The sequence below is a fragment of the Paraburkholderia caledonica NBRC 102488 genome (assembly GCF_000685095.1).
GTDB classification, from domain to species: domain Bacteria; phylum Pseudomonadota; class Gammaproteobacteria; order Burkholderiales; family Burkholderiaceae; genus Paraburkholderia; species Paraburkholderia caledonica.
The window spans coordinates 434,570-450,888 of the sequence record NZ_BAYE01000003.1; the positions used below are offsets into that span (position 1 = coordinate 434,570).

Sequence of the window (16,319 nt, forward strand, 5' to 3'; positions counted from 1 at the left end):
GAATCGGGGGAAACTTTGCAACCATTCAGCAAGACGCCAGCGAGGAGAACGCATACATGGACATGGGCATTGCAGGACGCACAGCGCTGGTTTGCGCGGCGAGCAAGGGTTTGGGGCGCGGTTGTGCTGAAGCGCTCGCGGCTGAAGGCGTCAACCTGACGATCGTCGCCCGCACTGCCGGCCCGCTCGAAGCGACAGCCGACGACATTCGCCGTCGAACTGGCGTCGAGGTGAAGACGGTCGCATGCGACATCACCACGCCCGAAGGTCGGGCAGCCGCGCTCGCGGCTTGTCCGCAGCCGGACATTCTGGTGAATAACGCGGGCGGCCCGCCGCCCGGCGACTTCCGCGAATTCACACACGACGACTGGATCCGCGCGCTGGAAAGCAACATGCTCACGCCGATCGAGCTGATTCGGGCGACTATCGACTCGATGAGCGCACGCGGCTACGGGCGCATCGTCAACATCACAAGTTCGGCCGTGAAGTCGCCGATCGACGTACTGGGCCTGTCGAATGGCGCGCGTTCGGGCCTGACCGGTTTCGTCGCGGGTCTCGCGCGCAAGATGGCGCCCACCGGCGTCACGATCAACAACCTGCTGCCGGGCATGTTCGATACGGACCGGATCGCCGTCACGATGCAAGCGGCAGCGAAATCGAACAACATTTCCCTCGAAGAAGCCCGCGCGCAGCGCATGAAGGCGATTCCCGCCGGACGCTTCGGCAATCCCGACGAATTCGGCCGTGCCTGTGCCTTTCTGTGCAGCGTCCACGCGGGTTACATCACCGGACAGAACTGGCTGATCGACGGCGGCGCTTATCCCGGCACGTTCTAGACGCATACGTTCACATAGGTGCGCGCCGTGGGTCCACGGCGGCACTTCGAGCAACATCACAACAACGACAATCACAACGGTTCCAGGAGTCTTACGTCATGACCACCCGCATTGCGCTGATCGCGCACGATCACAAGAAAGACGACATCGTCAAACTGGCCGGCGAATACGTCGACACGCTCAAGCGCTGCGACGTCGTCGCGACCGGCACGACCGGCGGGCGCATTAGCGAAGCGCACGGGCTGACCGTCGAGCGCATGCTGTCCGGCCCACACGGCGGCGACCTGCAGATCGGCGCGCAACTCGCGGAAGGGCGCGTGGACATGGTCATTTTCCTGCGCGATCCGATGACGTCGCAACCGCACGAACCGGATATCAACGCGCTGGTACGCGCATGCGACGTACACAACATTCCGTGCGCGACCAACATCTCGACGGCACGCATGGTTCTCGACGTACTCACGCTGCGTCTCGCGCAACAGGTTTGACGCTGCATACGCGAGGCTCATCGGCCAGACAATCAGCCCGCATTCCAAATCAAGGAGACACGAATGGTCAAAGCAATCCGATTCGATAAAACCGGCGGCCCCGAAGTGATGAAATGGGTCGACGTCGAGGTGGGCGACCCCGGAGCCGGCGAAATTCGCATCCGTCAGACGGCGGTCGGGCTCAACTATATCGACGTGTACTTTCGTACCGGTCTGTATCCGCTGCCGCTGCCGGGCGGCCTCGGCATGGAAGCAGCCGGCGAGGTGATCGCGGTCGGCGCGGGCGTGAACGATCTGAAAGCGGGCGATCGCGTCGCCTACGTGGCAAGGCCGCCCGGCGCCTATGCGCAGGAGCGCGTGCTGCCGGCCGCACAGGTCATCAGGCTGCCAGACGCGGTGAGCGATGAACAGGCCGCCTCGGTGATGCTGCAAGGCCTGACCGCTCAGTACCTGCTGCGCCGCACGTATCGTGTCAAGGCCGGCGACACCATCCTGATTCAGGCGGCCGCGGGCGGTGTCGGGTTGCTCGTGTGCCAGTGGGCGAAGGCACTGGGCGCGACGGTGATCGGCACCGTAGGCTCCGACGAGAAAGCGGAGATCGCGAAGGCCCATGGCTGCGACCACGCAATCGTCTATACGCGTGAAAACTTCACGAAGCGCGTGCGCGAAATCACCAATGGTGCAGGCGTGCCGGTGGTGTACGACTCCATTGGTAAAGATACGTTTACGGGCTCGCTCGATTGCCTCGCGCCGCTCGGCATGTTCGTGAGCTTCGGCAATGCGTCGGGACCGCTGCCGCCTATCGACTCATCCGAATTCGCCGGCCGCGGCTCGCTGTTCTTCACACGTCCCACGCTGTTCACGTATATCGGCAAACGCAGCGACTACGAGGCGATGTCGGCCGAACTATTCGATGTGCTGGTTTCAGGCAAGGTCAAGACGAGCATCAACCAGCGCTACGCGCTCGCCGATGTCGGTCAGGCGCATACGGATCTCGAATCACGCAGGACCACGGGGTCGACCATCCTGTTACCGTAGTCCTCATGCGCGTTCGCGCGTCTTCCTGACAGCCCGGACCTGAGCATCTAACCAGGTCGAGCCGTTGACCACCACCAGGGCCGTTGCATCTCGCGATGCAACGGCCTTGTGCGTTTACGCGATTTTTATATCGCAAACCGCAGCTTTGATCAGCCCTTTACGCGCATGCGCATACCGTTGCGGCTATCCGAATTCCGTCAATGGAGAATAAAAATGGATGCGCTGTATGTCGTAGCCGTCGCGCTTTTCACCGCGCTGACGTTTGCACTGATTGCCGGCTGCGAGAAGCTGATGCTGTCCCGTCGCGGCCAGGGGGCACGCTCATGAACTGGATGTTGTGGCTCTCCGGCGCGGCAACCGCGCTGCTGTTTGCGTACCTCGTCTATGCGCTGTTGCGCGCGGAGGACATCGAATGAACGCGAATAATGTCTTGCAGGCGGCGCTCTTTATCGTCGTGCTGCTGGCCGCCGCGGTGCCTGTGTCGCGCTATCTGCACGGTGTGATGGACGGCAGTTCGCGCGTGCTGCGCATCGGCGGACCCATCGAGCGGCTGTTGTACCGCGTCGCTGGCGTCGATCCGTCGACGGAAATGAGCTGGAAGCACTACGCGATCGCAACGATCGCGTTCAATGCGCTGGGCGTCGTGTTTCTTTATCTGCTGTTGCGCGTGCAGGGCTGGTTACCCGGCAATCCGCAGCAGTTCGGCGCCATGACCGTCGACGGTGCATTCAATACCGCGATCAGCTTCGTGACCAATACGAACTGGCAGGACTACACGCCGGAACAAACGGTGGGTTATCTCACGCAGATGCTCGGCCTCACGGTGCAGAACTTTTTCTCTGCGGCAACCGGCATCGTCGTCGTGATCGCGCTGATTCGCGGCTTCGCCCGCCATACGGCGCAAACCATCGGCAATTTCTGGGTCGATCTCACACGCGTGACGCTGTACGTGTTGCTGCCGATGGCGGTCATCGTCGCGACGCTGATGATGAGCCAGGGCGTAATCCAGAACTTTAACGCGTATAAAGACGTGCCGACGTTGCAAACCACGACCTACGCCGCACCGAAGCTCGACGCGCAAGGCAATCCGGTCAAGGACGCGAAGGGTAATGCGGTGACAGTCGATACGCCGCTCAAAACGCAGACCATCGCAATGGGTCCGGTTGCGTCGCAGGAAGCGATCAAGATGATCGGCACCAACGGCGGCGGCTTCTTCAACGGTAACTCCGCGCATCCGTACGAGAACCCGACGCCGTTCTCCAACTTCCTGCAGATCTTTTCGATTCTGATCATCCCGGCCGCGCTCGCGCTCTTGTTCGGCCGCATGATCGGGGACCGCAAGCAGGGTGTGGCCGTGCTCGCGGCAATGACGATTGCGTTCGGCGTATGCGTATTCGGCGAGATCGGAGCGGAGCAGGGCGGCAATCCGGCATTCACCGCGCTCCATGTCGATCAGTCGGCGAGCGCGATGCAGTCGGGCGGCAACGCGGAAGGCAAGGAAACGCGCTTCGGCATCGCGCAATCCGGCATCTTCACTGTCGCGACGACGGCGGCTTCGTGCGGCGCGGTCGCCAACACGCACGATTCGCTGACGCCTATCGGCGGCCTTTATCCGCTGCTGCTGATGCAGCTTGGCGAAGTGATCTTCGGCGGTGTCGGTTCGGGCCTGTACGGCATGCTGGTGTTCGCGCTGCTCGCCGTGTTCGTGGCGGGTCTGATGATCGGCCGCACGCCTGAGTACGTCGGCAAGAAGATCGAAGCGTACGAGATGAAGATGGTGTCCATCGTCGTTCTGCTTACGCCGTTGCTCGTGCTGGTCGGCACGTCGATCGCGGTGCTGAGCGACGCGGGCAAGGCGGGCATCGCCAATCCGGGCGCACACGGCTTCTCGGAGATCCTCTACGCGTTCAGTTCGGCCGCGAACAACAACGGCAGCGCGTTCGCTGGCCTGACCGTGGGCACGCCTTTCTATAACTGGCTCACTGCAATTGCGATGTGGTTCGGCCGCTTCGGCACGATCGTCCCCGTGCTCGCGATTGCCGGCTCGCTTGCCGCCAAGAAGCGCATCGGCGTGACCGGCGGCACGCTGCCGACGCACGGGCCGCTCTTCGTCGTTCTGCTACTCGGCACGGTGCTGCTGGTCGGTGCGCTCACTTACGTGCCGGCGCTCGCGCTCGGTCCGGGCGTCGAACATCTGATGATGATGGGCGCGAACTGATGCCAGCACTGATGCGCAAGGACGTGGCAAGACGCGTATCCGTACGCGTCGGTAAAAAAGCAACGCGAAATTCGAGGATGCAATGACTGAACACAATGCAACGAGGTCCATGTTCGATCCGGCGCTGCTGCGCCCGGCGATCGCGGACTCTTTCAGGAAGCTCACGCCGCGCACGCAATTCCGTAACCCGGTGATGTTTTGCGTGTACGTCGGCAGTATTCTCACGACGATCCTGTGGATCGCCGCGCTCGCCGGTCAGGCGGAGGCGCCTGCGGGTTTCATCCTCGCGGTCACGCTGTGGTTATGGTTCACAGTGCTGTTCGCGAACTTCGCCGAAGCGCTCGCCGAGGGCCGCTCTAAAGCGCAGGCCGCATCGCTGCGCAGCGCCAAGAAAGACGTGATGGCGAAGAAGTTGAACGAGCCGCATCCGAAGTCGCCAATTCGGATCGTCACCGCGTCGGATCTGCGTCGTGGCGACGTCGTGCTGATCGAAACCGGCGACGTGATTCCGGCCGACGGCGAGGTGGTGGAGGGCGTCGCGTCCGTCGACGAATCCGCGATTACCGGCGAATCCGCGCCCGTGATTCGCGAGTCGGGCGGCGACTTTTCTTCGGTGACGGGCGGCACGCGCGTGCTGTCCGACTGGATCGTCGTGCGCGTCACCGCAAACCCCGGCGAAGCGTTCCTCGATCGCATGATCGCGATGGTCGAAGGTGCGAAGCGTCACAAGACGCCGAACGAGATCGCGCTGACCATTCTGCTGGTCGCGCTGACCATCGTGATGCTGCTCGCGACGGCCACGCTGCTGCCGTTCTCGATGTTCTCCGTGGAAGCGGCGCATCTGGCAAACGCGGCGGGCCACGTCGTGACGATCACCGCTCTCGTCGCACTACTGGTTTGCCTGATCCCGACCACGATCGGCGGCCTGTTGTCGGCCATCGGCGTGGCCGGCATGAGCCGCATGATGCAGGCGAACGTCATTGCAACGTCGGGCCGCGCGGTCGAGGCCGCCGGCGACGTCGACGTGCTGTTGCTCGACAAGACCGGCACGATCACGCTCGGCAATCGCCAGGCGTCGCTCTTCGTTCCGGCGCCGGGTCTCACTGAAGAAGCGCTCGCGGACGCAGCGCAGCTCTCCTCGCTTGCCGACGAAACGCCAGAAGGACGCAGCATCGTCGTGCTCGCTAAGCAGCGTTTCAACATCCGTCAGCGCGATATGGCGTCACTGCATGCGGTGTTCCTCGCGTTTACCGCGCAAACCCGGATGAGCGGCGTCGATCTGCCGAACCGCGAAATTCGCAAGGGCGCCGCGGATGCGGTGAAGCATTACGTCGAAGCGAACGGTGGCCGTTTTCCGCACGAAGTCAGCGACGCAGTCGCCGAAGTCGCGCGGCGCGGCAGCACGCCGCTCGTCGTCGCTGAGAAAGGCGAACACGGTGCGCGCGTGCTGGGTGTGATCGAGTTGAAGGATGTGGTGAAAGGCGGCATCAAGGAACGCTTTGCCGAGTTGCGCAAAATGGGCATCAAGACGGTGATGGTGACGGGCGACAACCGGCTGACGGCGGCGGCGATTGCGGCAGAAGCGGGTGTCGACGATTTTCTCGCCGAAGCAACGCCTGAAGCGAAGCTCGCGACGATCCGCGCGCATCAGGCCGAAGGACGCCTCGTGGCCATGACGGGCGACGGTACGAACGATGCCCCTGCGCTCGCACAGGCCGACGTCGCGGTTGCGATGAACACCGGCACGCAGGCCGCGAAAGAAGCCGGCAACATGGTCGACCTCGATTCGAATCCGACGAAGCTGATCGAGATCGTAGAAATCGGCAAGCAGATGCTGATGACGCGCGGCTCGCTCACCACGTTTTCAATTGCCAACGACCTGGCCAAGTACTTCGCGATCATTCCGGCTGCGTTCGCGACCACCTATCCAGCACTGAATGCGCTGAACGTGATGCATCTGGCGACGCCGGCATCCGCGATCATGTCGGCGGTGATTTTCAACGCGCTGATCATCGTGCTGCTGATTCCGCTCGCGTTGAAAGGCGTGCGTTATCGGGCGCTTGGCGCTGCGGTTCTGCTGCGACGCAATCTGCTCGTGTACGGGCTGGGTGGAATCGTGGTGCCGTTCATCGGCATCAAGTTGATAGATATGGTGCTCGCCGCGTTTGGCTGGGTTTGAGTCCGGCTGTTGAAAATCGGCAGCCTACGAGGAAACAATCGTCATGAAAAATCTGTTGCGTCCGTTGATCGTTCTTTTCGCGGTGCTCAGCGCCGTAACCGGCCTCGCTTATCCGGCGTTGGTCACCGCCGTGGGCCAAACGCTGTTTCACGATGAGGCCAATGGCAGCCTCATCGAGCGGGACGGCAAGGTGGTCGGCTCGAAGCTGATCGGCCAGCAGTTCGATGCGCCGCAGTACTTCTGGGGACGCTTATCGGCCACGAGCCCGATGCCCTATAACGCGCAGGCCTCGGGCGGCTCCAATCTCGGCCCGACCAATCCGGCGCTTCTGGACGAAGTGAAAGGCCGCATCGACGCGTTGAAGGCTGCGGGAACGGATATGTCCAAGCCCGTGCCGGTCGATCTGGTGACGTCTTCCGGAAGCGGGCTGGACCCTGAGATCAGCCCGGCGGCGGCCGCTTATCAGATCGATCGGGTCGCGAAAGCGCGCGGGCTCGGAGAGAACGATGTGCGAGCGCTAGTGGACCGTTATACGAGTGGCCGTCAATTCGGCTTTCTCGGTGAGCCCCGCGTGAATGTGCTGCAACTGAACCTTGCGCTCGACGAGATGAAGCGCGAGTGAGGGCGCCTGACCGGAGTCCGGCGCAGCGCTAGCCGGGGAGCGGCTGGACAACCCGCGGAACAGGCGGCGGGCGCGAACGCGGTTCTTATCTTTTAACAGGGCATGGCCGTGCATCGTTATGAACGATTTGCGGCCGGGCCGCCGCCGTGCCACCATGCACGCACCGCCGCGTGCCTATCATCGAACATGCAAGCATGAACCGCCCCGATCCCGATCAACTGCTCGACAAGCTGCAACGCGACGAACAACAGCGTCAACGCGGCAGGCTGAAGATTTTTTTCGGCGCGTCGGCGGGCGTCGGCAAGACATACGCGATGTTGCAGGCGGCGCGCCGCCGTCGCGACGAAGGCGCGGACGTGGTGGTCGGCATCGCCGAAACGCATGGACGTGGCGAAACGGCCGCGCTGCTCGAAGGACTCGACGTGCTGCCGCTCGCACAGTTTGAGTACCGTGGGCGCAAGCTCGGCGAATTCGATCTCGACGCGGCGCTGGCGCGCAAGCCACAACTCATTCTCGTCGACGAACTCGCGCATTCGAATGTGCAGGGCGCGCGGCATCTCAAGCGCTGGCAGGACGTGTATGAACTGCTCGACGCCGGCATCGACGTCTATACGACTGTCAACGTTCAACACCTGGAAAGTCTGAACGACGTGGTTGGACAGATCACGGGCATTCGCGTGTGGGAGACAGTTCCCGACCGTGTGTTCGATCGCGCCGACGAAGTCACGCTGGTCGATCTTCCAGCCGAGGAACTGCTCGACCGCATGCGCGACGGCAAGGTGTATTTGCCGCAACAGGCCGAGCGCGCCGTGCGCAATTTCTTTCGCAAGGGCAACCTGATCGCGCTGCGCGAGCTGGCATTGCGCCGTACCGCCGATCGGGTCGACGCGCAAATGCGGGAGTATCGTGCCGACCGTTCGATCGAACGGATCTGGCAGGCGCGCGAACGCTTGCTGGTATGCGTCGGTCCCGGCCCTGAAGCGCCGATGCTGGTGCGCGCGGCGGCGCGTCTCGCCACGAGTCTGAAGGCGGACTGGATCGCCGTGTATGTGGAGACACCCGCGCTGCAGCGCTTGCCCGATGCGCGGCGCGAACGCACGCTGAACGCATTGAAGCTCGCCGCTGAACTCGGCGCGGAAACGGCGACGCTCGCGGGCGTCGACGCGGCTTCGGCGCTGGCCGGTTACGCACAGGCTCGCAATGTGTCGAAACTGGTGGCGGGCGCGTCGACCCGCTCGGGTTTAACGCGCTGGCTGCGCCGCCCGCTTGGCGAACGCATCGCGGAAAAGGCGGGTCATGTCGATCTCACGCTGATTCGCCCGTCGTCGTCGGAAAGCGGCAGTGGCGAGCAGCACCGCTTGCTCAGCACGACTGCGAACGCGTGGCGCGAAGCGTTGAGCGCCGCGCGCGAACGCCGCTCGCCGCCGCGCGCGTACGGCTTCGCACTGGCGATCTGCGCGGGCATCACCGCGTTGTCGAGTCAGTTGAGCGATCACATCGATCTGACGAACCTGGTCATGCTGTATCTGCTCGGCGTGATCTTCACAGCAGCGAAACTCGGGCGCGGGCCCGGCGTGCTGCTGTCGTTCCTGAGCGTCGCCGCATTCGACTTTTTCTTCGTGCCGCCGCGCTTGTCGCTGTCGGTGTCGGATACGCAATATCTGCTGACGTTCTTCGGCATGTTGCTGACCTCGCTCGTGATCAGCCATCTAACGTCGAGCTTGCGGCGCGAGGCGCGCGTGGCGCGGCGTCGCGAGCAGCGCACCGGCGCGATGTACTCGATGGCGCGCGAACTGGCCGCGGCGCTGACGACAGAACAGATCGTCGGCATTGGGAGCCGTCACGTGAGCGAAGTGTTCGGCGCGCGCGTTGCGGTTCTGTTGCCGGACAGCGCCGATCGGGTGAAGCAGAAAATCGAGGACCCGGACGCCGCAGTCACGCTAGAAGGCGAACTGCTCGATACCGATGTCGGCCAATGGGTCTACGATCACCAGAAGCCGGCCGGACATGGTACTGACACGCTGCCCGCCGCGGCTGCTTTATATCTGCCGCTGAAGGCGCCGATGCGCACGCGCGGCGTGCTTGCGGTGGTGCTGCGCGACGAACGCGAACTGGACGTGCCTGAACAGGAGCGCATGCTCGACGCGTTCGCCGCGCAGATCGCGCTCGCGCTCGAGCGCGTGCATTATGTGGACATCGCGCGCGACGCGCTTGTCAGTATGGAATCCGAACGTTTGCGCAACTCGCTGTTGTCCGCGATTTCGCACGATTTGCGCACTCCGCTTACAACGATTGTCGGCTTCTCGTCGATGCTCGCACAATCGCGGGGAACTCATGTCGACGTGGAGCGCGACGGTGAACTCGTCGAGGCGATCCATGAAGAAGCGCTGCGCATGACCGGGATCGTGACGAACCTGCTCGACATGGCGCGCTTGCAGGAGGGCAGCCTGCAGCTCAACCGGCAGTGGACGCCGCTCGAAGAAACCGTAGGCGCCGCGCTGCGCGCCTGCAAGCGTGCGCTGAACGGACACCCGGTGCAGGTCAATCTCGCGGCCGACCTGCCGTTGCTGCATCTGGACGCTGTACTGATGGAGCGGCTTTTCTCGAACCTGTTCGAGAATGCGGCGAAATACACGTCGCCCGGTACGCCGCTGACCATCGGCGCGCAACGCTTCGAGCCGGACGGCAAGCCGTTCGTGCGCGTCACTGTCGACGATAATGGGCCGGGCCTGCCGGTCGGCATGGAAACGCGAGTGTTCGAGAAGTTCACCCGTGGCGAGAAGGAATCGGCCAAGCCCGGCGTGGGCCTGGGTCTCGCGATTTGTCGAGCGATCGTGGAAGCGCACGGCGGGAGCATCGGCGCACTTAATCGCATGGCGGCCGGGTCGGCAGGTTCGGCAGAAGCGGCTGAAGGCCGCATCGACGGTGCGCGCTTCTGGTTCACGCTGCCCGTCGACACGCCGCCGGACGCGCCGGATCCGATGGACGAAGAAGCCGCCGACGATCTGGGACACAATCCGGGACAATCAGGCTCAACACCCGCGGGTTTGGACCCGCATTCGAACGCGCACCTGGACCAGCTAGCGAAACCAACTCATGAGTGAGCCGAGCATCACCGTCGTTCTGATCGAAGACGAAAAGCAGATTCGCCGCTTTGTGCGCACGGCGCTGGAGGGCGAGGGCATCGCCGTGCATGACGCCGAGACCGGCAAGCAGGGCCTGGTAGAAGCTGCGACGCGCAAGCCCGATCTCGTGATCGTCGATCTCGGCCTGCCCGACACCGACGGTCTCGACGTGATCCGCGAATTGCGCGGCTGGAGCGAATTGCCGGTGATCGTGCTGTCCGCGCGCACGCAGGAGAGCGAGAAAGTCGCGGCGCTCGATGCCGGTGCGGACGATTACCTGACGAAGCCCTTCGGCGTGTCCGAACTGCTCGCGCGAATTCGCGCGCATCTGCGGCGTCGGAATCAGGGCGGCGCGAACGAGTCGCCGCAGGTGCGCTTCGGCGCGGTAAGCGTCGATCTGGCGTTGCGCCAGGTGACGCGAGAAGGCGCCGCGGTTCATCTGACGCCAATCGAGTATCGGCTGCTCGCGACGCTGGTGCGCCATGCAGGCCGCGTGCTGACGCACCGGCAATTGCTGCGCGACGTGTGGGGTCCGTCGCATGTCGAGAGCTATCACTATCTGCGAATCTATATGGCGCATTTGCGGGGCAAACTCGAGCGCGATCCGGCGCAACCCGAGCACATCGTCACGGAAACAGGTGTCGGTTACCGGCTGGTCGGCGTGGCTTGAGCATGGCGGCGTGCGCCTCGCAGCGCGATGGCGAGCGGATCGTTATAATTACGAACCGTAAGGACGGCCTTACGCTTTTCACAAACGGGGACGGCCCCATCTGACCAATGGAGCTGTTTCATGTCCTGGATTCTTCTATTCGTCGCCGGTTTGCTCGAAGTCGCTTGGGCGGCCGGTCTCAAAAGCTCGGACGGTTTCACACGGCTGTGGCCTTCGCTGTTCACCATCGTGACGGCGGTCGGCAGTTTCGTCCTGCTGGCCATGGCGATGCGGCAGTTGCCGCTCGGCACCGCTTACGCGGTGTGGACCGGCATCGGCGCGGTCGGCGCGTTCATCTTCGGCATCGTGATGATGGGCGAGGCGCTCACGGTCGCGCGGGTTGCAAGCGCGGCGCTGATTGTCGTCGGCCTGGTCGGGCTCAAGCTGTCCTCGGGACATTGAGTCTCTGCGCACGCCGCCATTTTGCAGGCCACTCTGCGTTCTGCGAATTAACGTGGCTATAATGAGATTGAAACCAACCTGAAGTTGCCCGCGGCCTGCTTGGCGCGGCCGGCTTGGCGCGGGTCTGACGACTTCGGTGTGGCGGCTCCTTCGTGATTGGCCTGCCGAAGCGCCCGGCACGCACCGCGCGCCTGGAGGCGGCCATGCTTGAATCACTTTCGCTTGCTGCGGGGCTCTCATGGGGCAGCGGCCTGCGCCTCTATCTGACGGTCCTGCTGGCCGGCGTGTTCGAGCGCCTCGGGCTCGTTCATCTTCCCGATACCTTGTCCGCGCTGTCCTCGCCTTGGGTGATCGGCGTGGCGGGCGCGCTGACCGTCACTGAATTTCTTGCCGACAAGATCCCCGCGTTCGATTCCTTGTGGGACGCAATTCACACGTTTATTCGCATTCCGGCCGGCGCGGTGCTCGCAGCCGGTGCACTCGGCCATGCCGATCCCGCATTGCTGACGGTTGCCGCGCTCGCGGGCGGCACGCTCGCGGGCACCGCGCATCTCACGAAAGCGGGTACGCGCGCGCTGATCAATCTGTCGCCGGAACCGGTGTCGAATATCGTTACGTCGAGCGCCGAAGACGGCCTCGTATTCGGCGGCATCCTGCTCGCGCTCTTCCTGCCGCTGCTGTTTCTCGTGCTGATCGTCGGCTTCCTGGTGCTGGCCGGCTGGGTGTTGCCGCGGCTGTGGCGCGGCGTGCAGGGCGGCTTTCGCGGCATGGCCACGCATATGGTGTCGCGCCTCGCGAGGAGCCGGCACGATTGAGCGATACCAGCGAAACCCGCGAGACCAGCGAATCCGACGAAGCCAGCGACAAGGTCGGGCATTCCACGGCACGCGTCGGCGTGTCCGCGACGCGCCGCTTTAGCGGCGGCGATCTGCTGCGCCAGGCGATTCGCATGACGGCGCGCGACTGGCGCGCGGGGGAACTCACCATGCTGCTGCTCGCGCTGGTGCTGGCCGTCGCGGCGCTATCGAGCGTCGGCTTTCTCGCCGACCGTTTGCATCAAGGGCTGGAGCGCGACGCACGCCGCATGATCGCCGCCGACTTCATCGTGCGCGCCGATCATCCGGTCGATCCGCAGTTCGCGCAGCAGGCGTCGGCGCTCGGGCTGAGCACGGCGACCACGGCAATCTTTCCGAGCATGATCAACTCGACCGGTGCGCAGCCGGTGTCGCGACTCGCCGCGATCAAGGCGGTGTCGCCGGGCTATCCGCTGCGCGGCGCGTTGCGGATTGCTTCGGCGCCCGCGGCGGCAGATCATCCCGCGCAAAACATCCCCGCGCCTGGCACCGTCTGGGTCGATCAGCAACTGCTCGACGCGTTGAAGGTGCGCATAGGCGACACGGTGAAGGTCGGCAACCGCAGCTTCACCATCGGCGCAATGATCACGCGCGAACTCGACCGCGGCTTCTCGTTCGTCAACTTTTCGCCCCGGCTGATGATGCGCGCGGACGAAGTTCAGTCCACCGGACTCATCACGTTCGGCAGCCGCGTGACGTACCGGCTTCTGGTCGCGGGTGCCGATGCGTCGGTCGCGCGCTTTGCAGAGTTCGCGCACGGCAAGGTGGACGGCGGCAAGATGCGCGGGGTCGCGCTGGAATCTTTGCAGGACGGCCAGCCGCAGGTGCGCCAGACACTCGACCGCGCGAGTCATTTCCTCACGCTCGTGTCGCTGCTGACCGCGCTGCTCGCGGCGGTGGCGATCGCGATGGCCGCGCATCGGTATATGCGCAGGCATCTGGACGGGTGCGCCGCAATGCGTTGTCTCGGCGTGAGTCAGCGCACGCTGCGGGCACTGTTCACGCTCGAATTCGTCGGCGTGGGCATGCTGGGCGGCGCGCTTGGCGTCGCGCTGGGGTATCTCGGCCATCTGGCGTTGCTGACGTGGCTTGGCAGTCTCATCGACGTCGCGTTGCCGTACCCCACGGCATGGCCGGCGCTCGAAGGCATCGCAGCCGGTCTGGTGCTGCTGCTCGGCTTTGCGCTGCCGCCGCTGTTGCCGCTCACGCGTGTGCCGCCGGTTCGCGTGCTGCGTCGCGAGTGGGGCGAAGCAGGGCGCACGGCGTGGGCCGCGTACGCGCTCGGCATCGTGCTCTTCGCGGGACTGTTGATCGTCGCGGCGGGCGAGTTGAAGCTCGGCGGAATTGTCGCGGGCGGTTTCGCAGGCGGGCTGCTGGTGTTCGCGTGCGTCGCCCGCGTTGCGCTGTGGGGCGCGGCGCGCGTGGTGCGCAGCGAGCGTGTGAATGCGGGCATCGGCTGGCGTTATGCGCTCGCCTCGCTGGAACGGCGCAGCAGCGCGAGCGCGTTGCAGATCACCGCGCTCGGCATCGGCCTCATGTGCCTGCTGTTGATCGCGATGACGCGCAACGATCTCGTGGCCGGCTGGCGCAAATCGACGCCGCCCGATGCGCCGAACGAATTCATCATCGACATTCAGCCCGATCAGCGCGACGCGGTCACGCATTATCTGGACACGCACGGCGTGCCGGACACGGTGCTCTCGCCGATGGTGCGCGGCCGGCTCACCGCCATCAACGGAAAAGCGGTGAATCCCGATTCGTTCAAGGGCGATGACGCGAAACGCCTGGTGGACCGCGAGTTCAATCTGTCGTACACGACGCAGTTGCCCGAGGACAATCGCCTTTCCGCGGGCACCTGGTACGGCGACACGAAGACGCCGCAGATTTCGATCGAAGAAGGCCTCGCGAAGCTGATCAACGTGAAGCCGGGCGACGTGCTGCGCTTCGACGTCACCGGCCTGCAGATCGACGCGCCGGTCACGAGCGTTCGCAAGCTCGACTGGGGTTCGTTCAAGGTCAACTTTTTCGTGCTGATGCCGCCGGCCGCGTTGCAGGACTTCCCGGCTACGTTCATTACCAGCTTTCATTTGCCGCCGGAACAACGTTCGACCATCGACGGCCTGATCGCCGCATACCCGAACCTGACGGCAATCGACACCGGTCCGATTCTCGCGCAGGTGCAGCGTGTGTTGCAGCAGGTGATCGGCGCGGTGCAATTTCTGTTCGCCTTCACGCTCGCGGCGGGTGTGCTCGTGCTGTACGCGGCGCTCGCCGGCACGCGCGACGAGCGTATGCGAGAATCCGCGCTGTTGCGCGCGCTGGGGGCGTCCCACGGCCAGGTTCGCACGGTGCAGATTGCCGAGTTCGTCGCGGTCGGCGCGCTCGCCGGATTCATGGCGGCGCTCGGGGCGCAGGTGATCGGTTGGGTGCTCGCGACTCGCGTGTTTCAGTTCTATCTCGAGTTCAATCCATGGCTGCTGCCCGCCGGAATCGCGGCGGGCGTCGCGTGCGCGGCGGTCGGCGGCTGGCTGAGCTTGCGGCATGTGCTGTCGCGGCCCGCGTTGCAGTCTTTGCGGGACGCCTGAATTTTTCCTCGGTTTCTGTTGATGAGTTGTTATGAGTGAGCTTGATGACGAAGTGTCGGCGGCGCAGCCGACGGCCTTCGAACTGGTTGGTGGAGAAGCGCGTGTGCGCGAACTCGTCGACCGTTTTTACGACCTGATGGATCTGGAAGCGGAGTTCGCCGGCATTCGCGCGTTGCATCCCGAGTCGATGGACGGCTCCCGCGACAAGCTTTTCTGGTTCCTCTGTGGATGGCTGGGCGGGCCCGACCATTACATCAGCCGGTTCGGGCATCCGCGCCTGCGTGCGCGGCATTTGCCGTTCGCGATCGCGTCGAGCGAACGGGACCAGTGGCTTCGCTGCATGGCTTGGGCGATGGAAGACATAGGGCTTGCCGAGCCGCTGAGAGAACGGCTGCTCGGCTCGTTTTTCGAAACGGCCGACTGGATGCGCAATCGCAATGGCTGACCTCGACACCGACGGCGCGGCGCCGTTCCCGGTGGCGAATGCGCTGACCGTTGCGCTTGCAGGCGACGTGGCCGACCGCATGTCGGCTGATTACGCCGCGCTCGATCCGCAGGCGCACGCCGTGCTCGACTGCTGGTTCGGTGCGCCCGACTCGCCGGACTTCGGCGGGCCGCGCAAGCTCTGGTTCACCGCGGACGATTCATTCGATGCGAGCTTGCGCGAACGCTTCGGAACGTTGATCGATGCCGCCCGCAAGTCCCAACTCGACAGTTGGGCCGCAACGCCGTTAGGAGCACTGTCGCTCGTCATCGTGCTGGATCAGTTTTCGCGCAATTGCCACCGCGACACGGCTACGGCATTCGCGGCCGACCGGAAGGCGTTGGCTATTGCGCAGCAGATGGTTGCGAGCGGAGCGGATGGGCTGTTGCCGGGCGTGCATCATCGCGCGTTCGCTTATCTGCCGTTCGAACACGACGAATCGCTTGCGAGCCAGCATGAGTCGCTGCGTCTTTTCAAGGCCCTTGCCGCCGAGCCGGGCGGTGCGTCTTATTACCCGTTCGCGGTGAGGCACGCAAAGATCATCGAGCGCTTTGGACGCTTTCCGCATCGGAATGCGGTGCTCGGGCGCGAGTCCACAGCCGATGAAATCGCCTTTCTGCGCGAGCCGGGCTCGTCGTTCCAGTCGCGCGCGAAAAAAGCCGGCCGCCGGTGATTGACGTGCGTTCTGGCCGTCTGACGCACCGCGTTGCGGGCTGACGGGCGAACGGCGCGCACTCTTGAATGGGCGCATTGCGCACGCATTGCCCGGATTCCTTGTT

General features: G+C 64.2%; 15 protein-coding genes. All 15 read left to right on the forward strand.

Translation table 11 applies throughout. The features are described from left to right. Positions 1 to 56: 56 nt before the first annotated feature. The 15 genes from BCA01S_RS09040 to BCA01S_RS09110 all read left to right on the forward strand — a co-directional run bounded on the left by BCA01S_RS09040 (position 57) and on the right by BCA01S_RS09110 (position 16,213). Entirely contained in the window at positions 57 to 836 is a 780-nt protein-coding gene (locus BCA01S_RS09040; RefSeq protein WP_027776631.1) for an SDR family oxidoreductase, read from the forward strand. A 98-nt stretch (positions 837 to 934) separates the two neighbouring features. Beyond that, positions 935 to 1,324 carry a methylglyoxal synthase gene (locus tag BCA01S_RS09045; RefSeq protein ID WP_027776632.1) on the forward strand — a complete coding sequence of 130 codons (390 nt, stop codon included), beginning with the start codon at positions 935 to 937 and terminating at the stop codon, positions 1,322 to 1,324. 63 nt (positions 1,325 to 1,387) lie between these two features. Further along, positions 1,388 to 2,362, forward strand: a complete 975-nt coding sequence (locus BCA01S_RS09050; RefSeq protein WP_027776633.1) for a quinone oxidoreductase family protein — start codon at positions 1,388 to 1,390, stop codon at positions 2,360 to 2,362. A gap of 213 nt (positions 2,363 to 2,575) precedes the next feature. Next, on the forward strand, positions 2,576 to 2,689 hold the full coding sequence (locus tag BCA01S_RS09055) for a hypothetical protein (protein WP_020069546.1): 114 nt from the start codon (positions 2,576 to 2,578) through the stop codon (positions 2,687 to 2,689). Then, positions 2,686 to 2,778 carry a K(+)-transporting ATPase subunit F gene (gene kdpF, locus BCA01S_RS09060; protein ID WP_020069547.1) on the forward strand — a complete coding sequence of 31 codons (93 nt, stop codon included), beginning with the start codon at positions 2,686 to 2,688 and terminating at the stop codon, positions 2,776 to 2,778. Before BCA01S_RS09055 ends, kdpF begins: the two co-directional genes overlap by 4 nt. Beyond that, the gene (gene kdpA, locus BCA01S_RS09065) at positions 2,775 to 4,580 is read left to right on the forward strand and encodes a potassium-transporting ATPase subunit KdpA (protein WP_027776634.1); all 1,806 of its coding nucleotides are present in this window, start codon (positions 2,775 to 2,777) and stop codon (positions 4,578 to 4,580) included. Before kdpF ends, kdpA begins: the two co-directional genes overlap by 4 nt. Positions 4,581 to 4,662: 82 nt before the next feature. Continuing rightward, positions 4,663 to 6,759, forward strand: coding sequence for a potassium-transporting ATPase subunit KdpB (gene kdpB / locus BCA01S_RS09070; RefSeq protein WP_027776635.1), 2,097 nt, complete (start codon positions 4,663 to 4,665; stop codon positions 6,757 to 6,759). 43 nt (positions 6,760 to 6,802) lie between these two features. Further along, positions 6,803 to 7,381, forward strand: a complete 579-nt coding sequence (kdpC, locus tag BCA01S_RS09075; RefSeq protein WP_027776636.1) for a potassium-transporting ATPase subunit KdpC — start codon at positions 6,803 to 6,805, stop codon at positions 7,379 to 7,381. Between the two features lie 194 nt (positions 7,382 to 7,575). Further along, on the forward strand, positions 7,576 to 10,485 hold the full coding sequence (locus tag BCA01S_RS09080; protein WP_027776637.1) for a DUF4118 domain-containing protein: 2,910 nt from the start codon (positions 7,576 to 7,578) through the stop codon (positions 10,483 to 10,485). Next, entirely contained in the window at positions 10,478 to 11,176 is a 699-nt protein-coding gene (kdpE, locus tag BCA01S_RS09085; protein WP_027776638.1) for a two-component system response regulator KdpE, read from the forward strand. Before BCA01S_RS09080 ends, kdpE begins: the two co-directional genes overlap by 8 nt. Positions 11,177 to 11,296: 120 nt before the next feature. After that, complete coding sequence (gene sugE, locus BCA01S_RS09090) at positions 11,297 to 11,617, forward strand: quaternary ammonium compound efflux SMR transporter SugE (protein WP_027776639.1); 321 nt, start codon at positions 11,297 to 11,299, stop codon at positions 11,615 to 11,617. A gap of 203 nt (positions 11,618 to 11,820) precedes the next feature. Then, positions 11,821 to 12,432, forward strand: a complete 612-nt coding sequence (locus tag BCA01S_RS09095; protein WP_027776640.1) for a DUF4126 domain-containing protein — start codon at positions 11,821 to 11,823, stop codon at positions 12,430 to 12,432. Between the two features lie 134 nt (positions 12,433 to 12,566). Then, positions 12,567 to 15,056 (forward strand): FtsX-like permease family protein, encoded by a 2,490-nt coding sequence (locus tag BCA01S_RS09100; protein ID WP_027776641.1) that lies wholly within the window; start codon positions 12,567 to 12,569, stop codon positions 15,054 to 15,056. A gap of 31 nt (positions 15,057 to 15,087) precedes the next feature. Further along, complete coding sequence (locus BCA01S_RS09105) at positions 15,088 to 15,501, forward strand: group II truncated hemoglobin (RefSeq protein WP_020069556.1); 414 nt, start codon at positions 15,088 to 15,090, stop codon at positions 15,499 to 15,501. Positions 15,502 to 15,580: 79 nt separating this feature from the next. Then, positions 15,581 to 16,213: a DUF924 family protein gene (locus BCA01S_RS09110; RefSeq protein ID WP_042318324.1), complete on the forward strand. Its 633-nt coding sequence runs from the start codon at positions 15,581 to 15,583 to the stop codon at positions 16,211 to 16,213. The last annotated feature ends 106 nt before the right edge of the window (positions 16,214 to 16,319 follow it).

Excerpts from the sequence above, each read along its gene's own strand:
- kdpF (WP_020069547.1), top strand. The coding sequence starts at position 2,686 with ATGAACTGGATGTTGTGGCTCTCCGGCGCGGCAACCGCGCTGCTGTTT.
- kdpA (WP_027776634.1), top strand. The coding sequence starts at position 2,775 with ATGAACGCGAATAATGTCTTGCAGGCGGCGCTCTTTATCGTCGTGCTG.
- BCA01S_RS09045 (WP_027776632.1), top strand. The coding sequence starts at position 935 with ATGACCACCCGCATTGCGCTGATCGCGCACGATCACAAGAAAGACGAC.
- BCA01S_RS09105 (WP_020069556.1), top strand. The coding sequence starts at position 15,088 with ATGAGTGAGCTTGATGACGAAGTGTCGGCGGCGCAGCCGACGGCCTTC.
- kdpB (WP_027776635.1), top strand. The coding sequence starts at position 4,663 with ATGACTGAACACAATGCAACGAGGTCCATGTTCGATCCGGCGCTGCTG.
- kdpE (WP_027776638.1), top strand. The coding sequence starts at position 10,478 with ATGAGTGAGCCGAGCATCACCGTCGTTCTGATCGAAGACGAAAAGCAG.
- BCA01S_RS09080 (WP_027776637.1), top strand. The coding sequence starts at position 7,576 with ATGAACCGCCCCGATCCCGATCAACTGCTCGACAAGCTGCAACGCGAC.
- BCA01S_RS09040 (WP_027776631.1), top strand. The coding sequence starts at position 57 with ATGGACATGGGCATTGCAGGACGCACAGCGCTGGTTTGCGCGGCGAGC.
- kdpC (WP_027776636.1), top strand. The coding sequence starts at position 6,803 with ATGAAAAATCTGTTGCGTCCGTTGATCGTTCTTTTCGCGGTGCTCAGC.
- BCA01S_RS09055 (WP_020069546.1), top strand. The coding sequence starts at position 2,576 with ATGGATGCGCTGTATGTCGTAGCCGTCGCGCTTTTCACCGCGCTGACG.
- BCA01S_RS09110 (WP_042318324.1), top strand. The coding sequence starts at position 15,581 with ATGTCGGCTGATTACGCCGCGCTCGATCCGCAGGCGCACGCCGTGCTC.
- BCA01S_RS09095 (WP_027776640.1), top strand. The coding sequence starts at position 11,821 with ATGCTTGAATCACTTTCGCTTGCTGCGGGGCTCTCATGGGGCAGCGGC.
- sugE (WP_027776639.1), top strand. The coding sequence starts at position 11,297 with ATGTCCTGGATTCTTCTATTCGTCGCCGGTTTGCTCGAAGTCGCTTGG.
- BCA01S_RS09100 (WP_027776641.1), top strand. The coding sequence starts at position 12,567 with ATGACGGCGCGCGACTGGCGCGCGGGGGAACTCACCATGCTGCTGCTC.
- BCA01S_RS09050 (WP_027776633.1), top strand. The coding sequence starts at position 1,388 with ATGGTCAAAGCAATCCGATTCGATAAAACCGGCGGCCCCGAAGTGATG.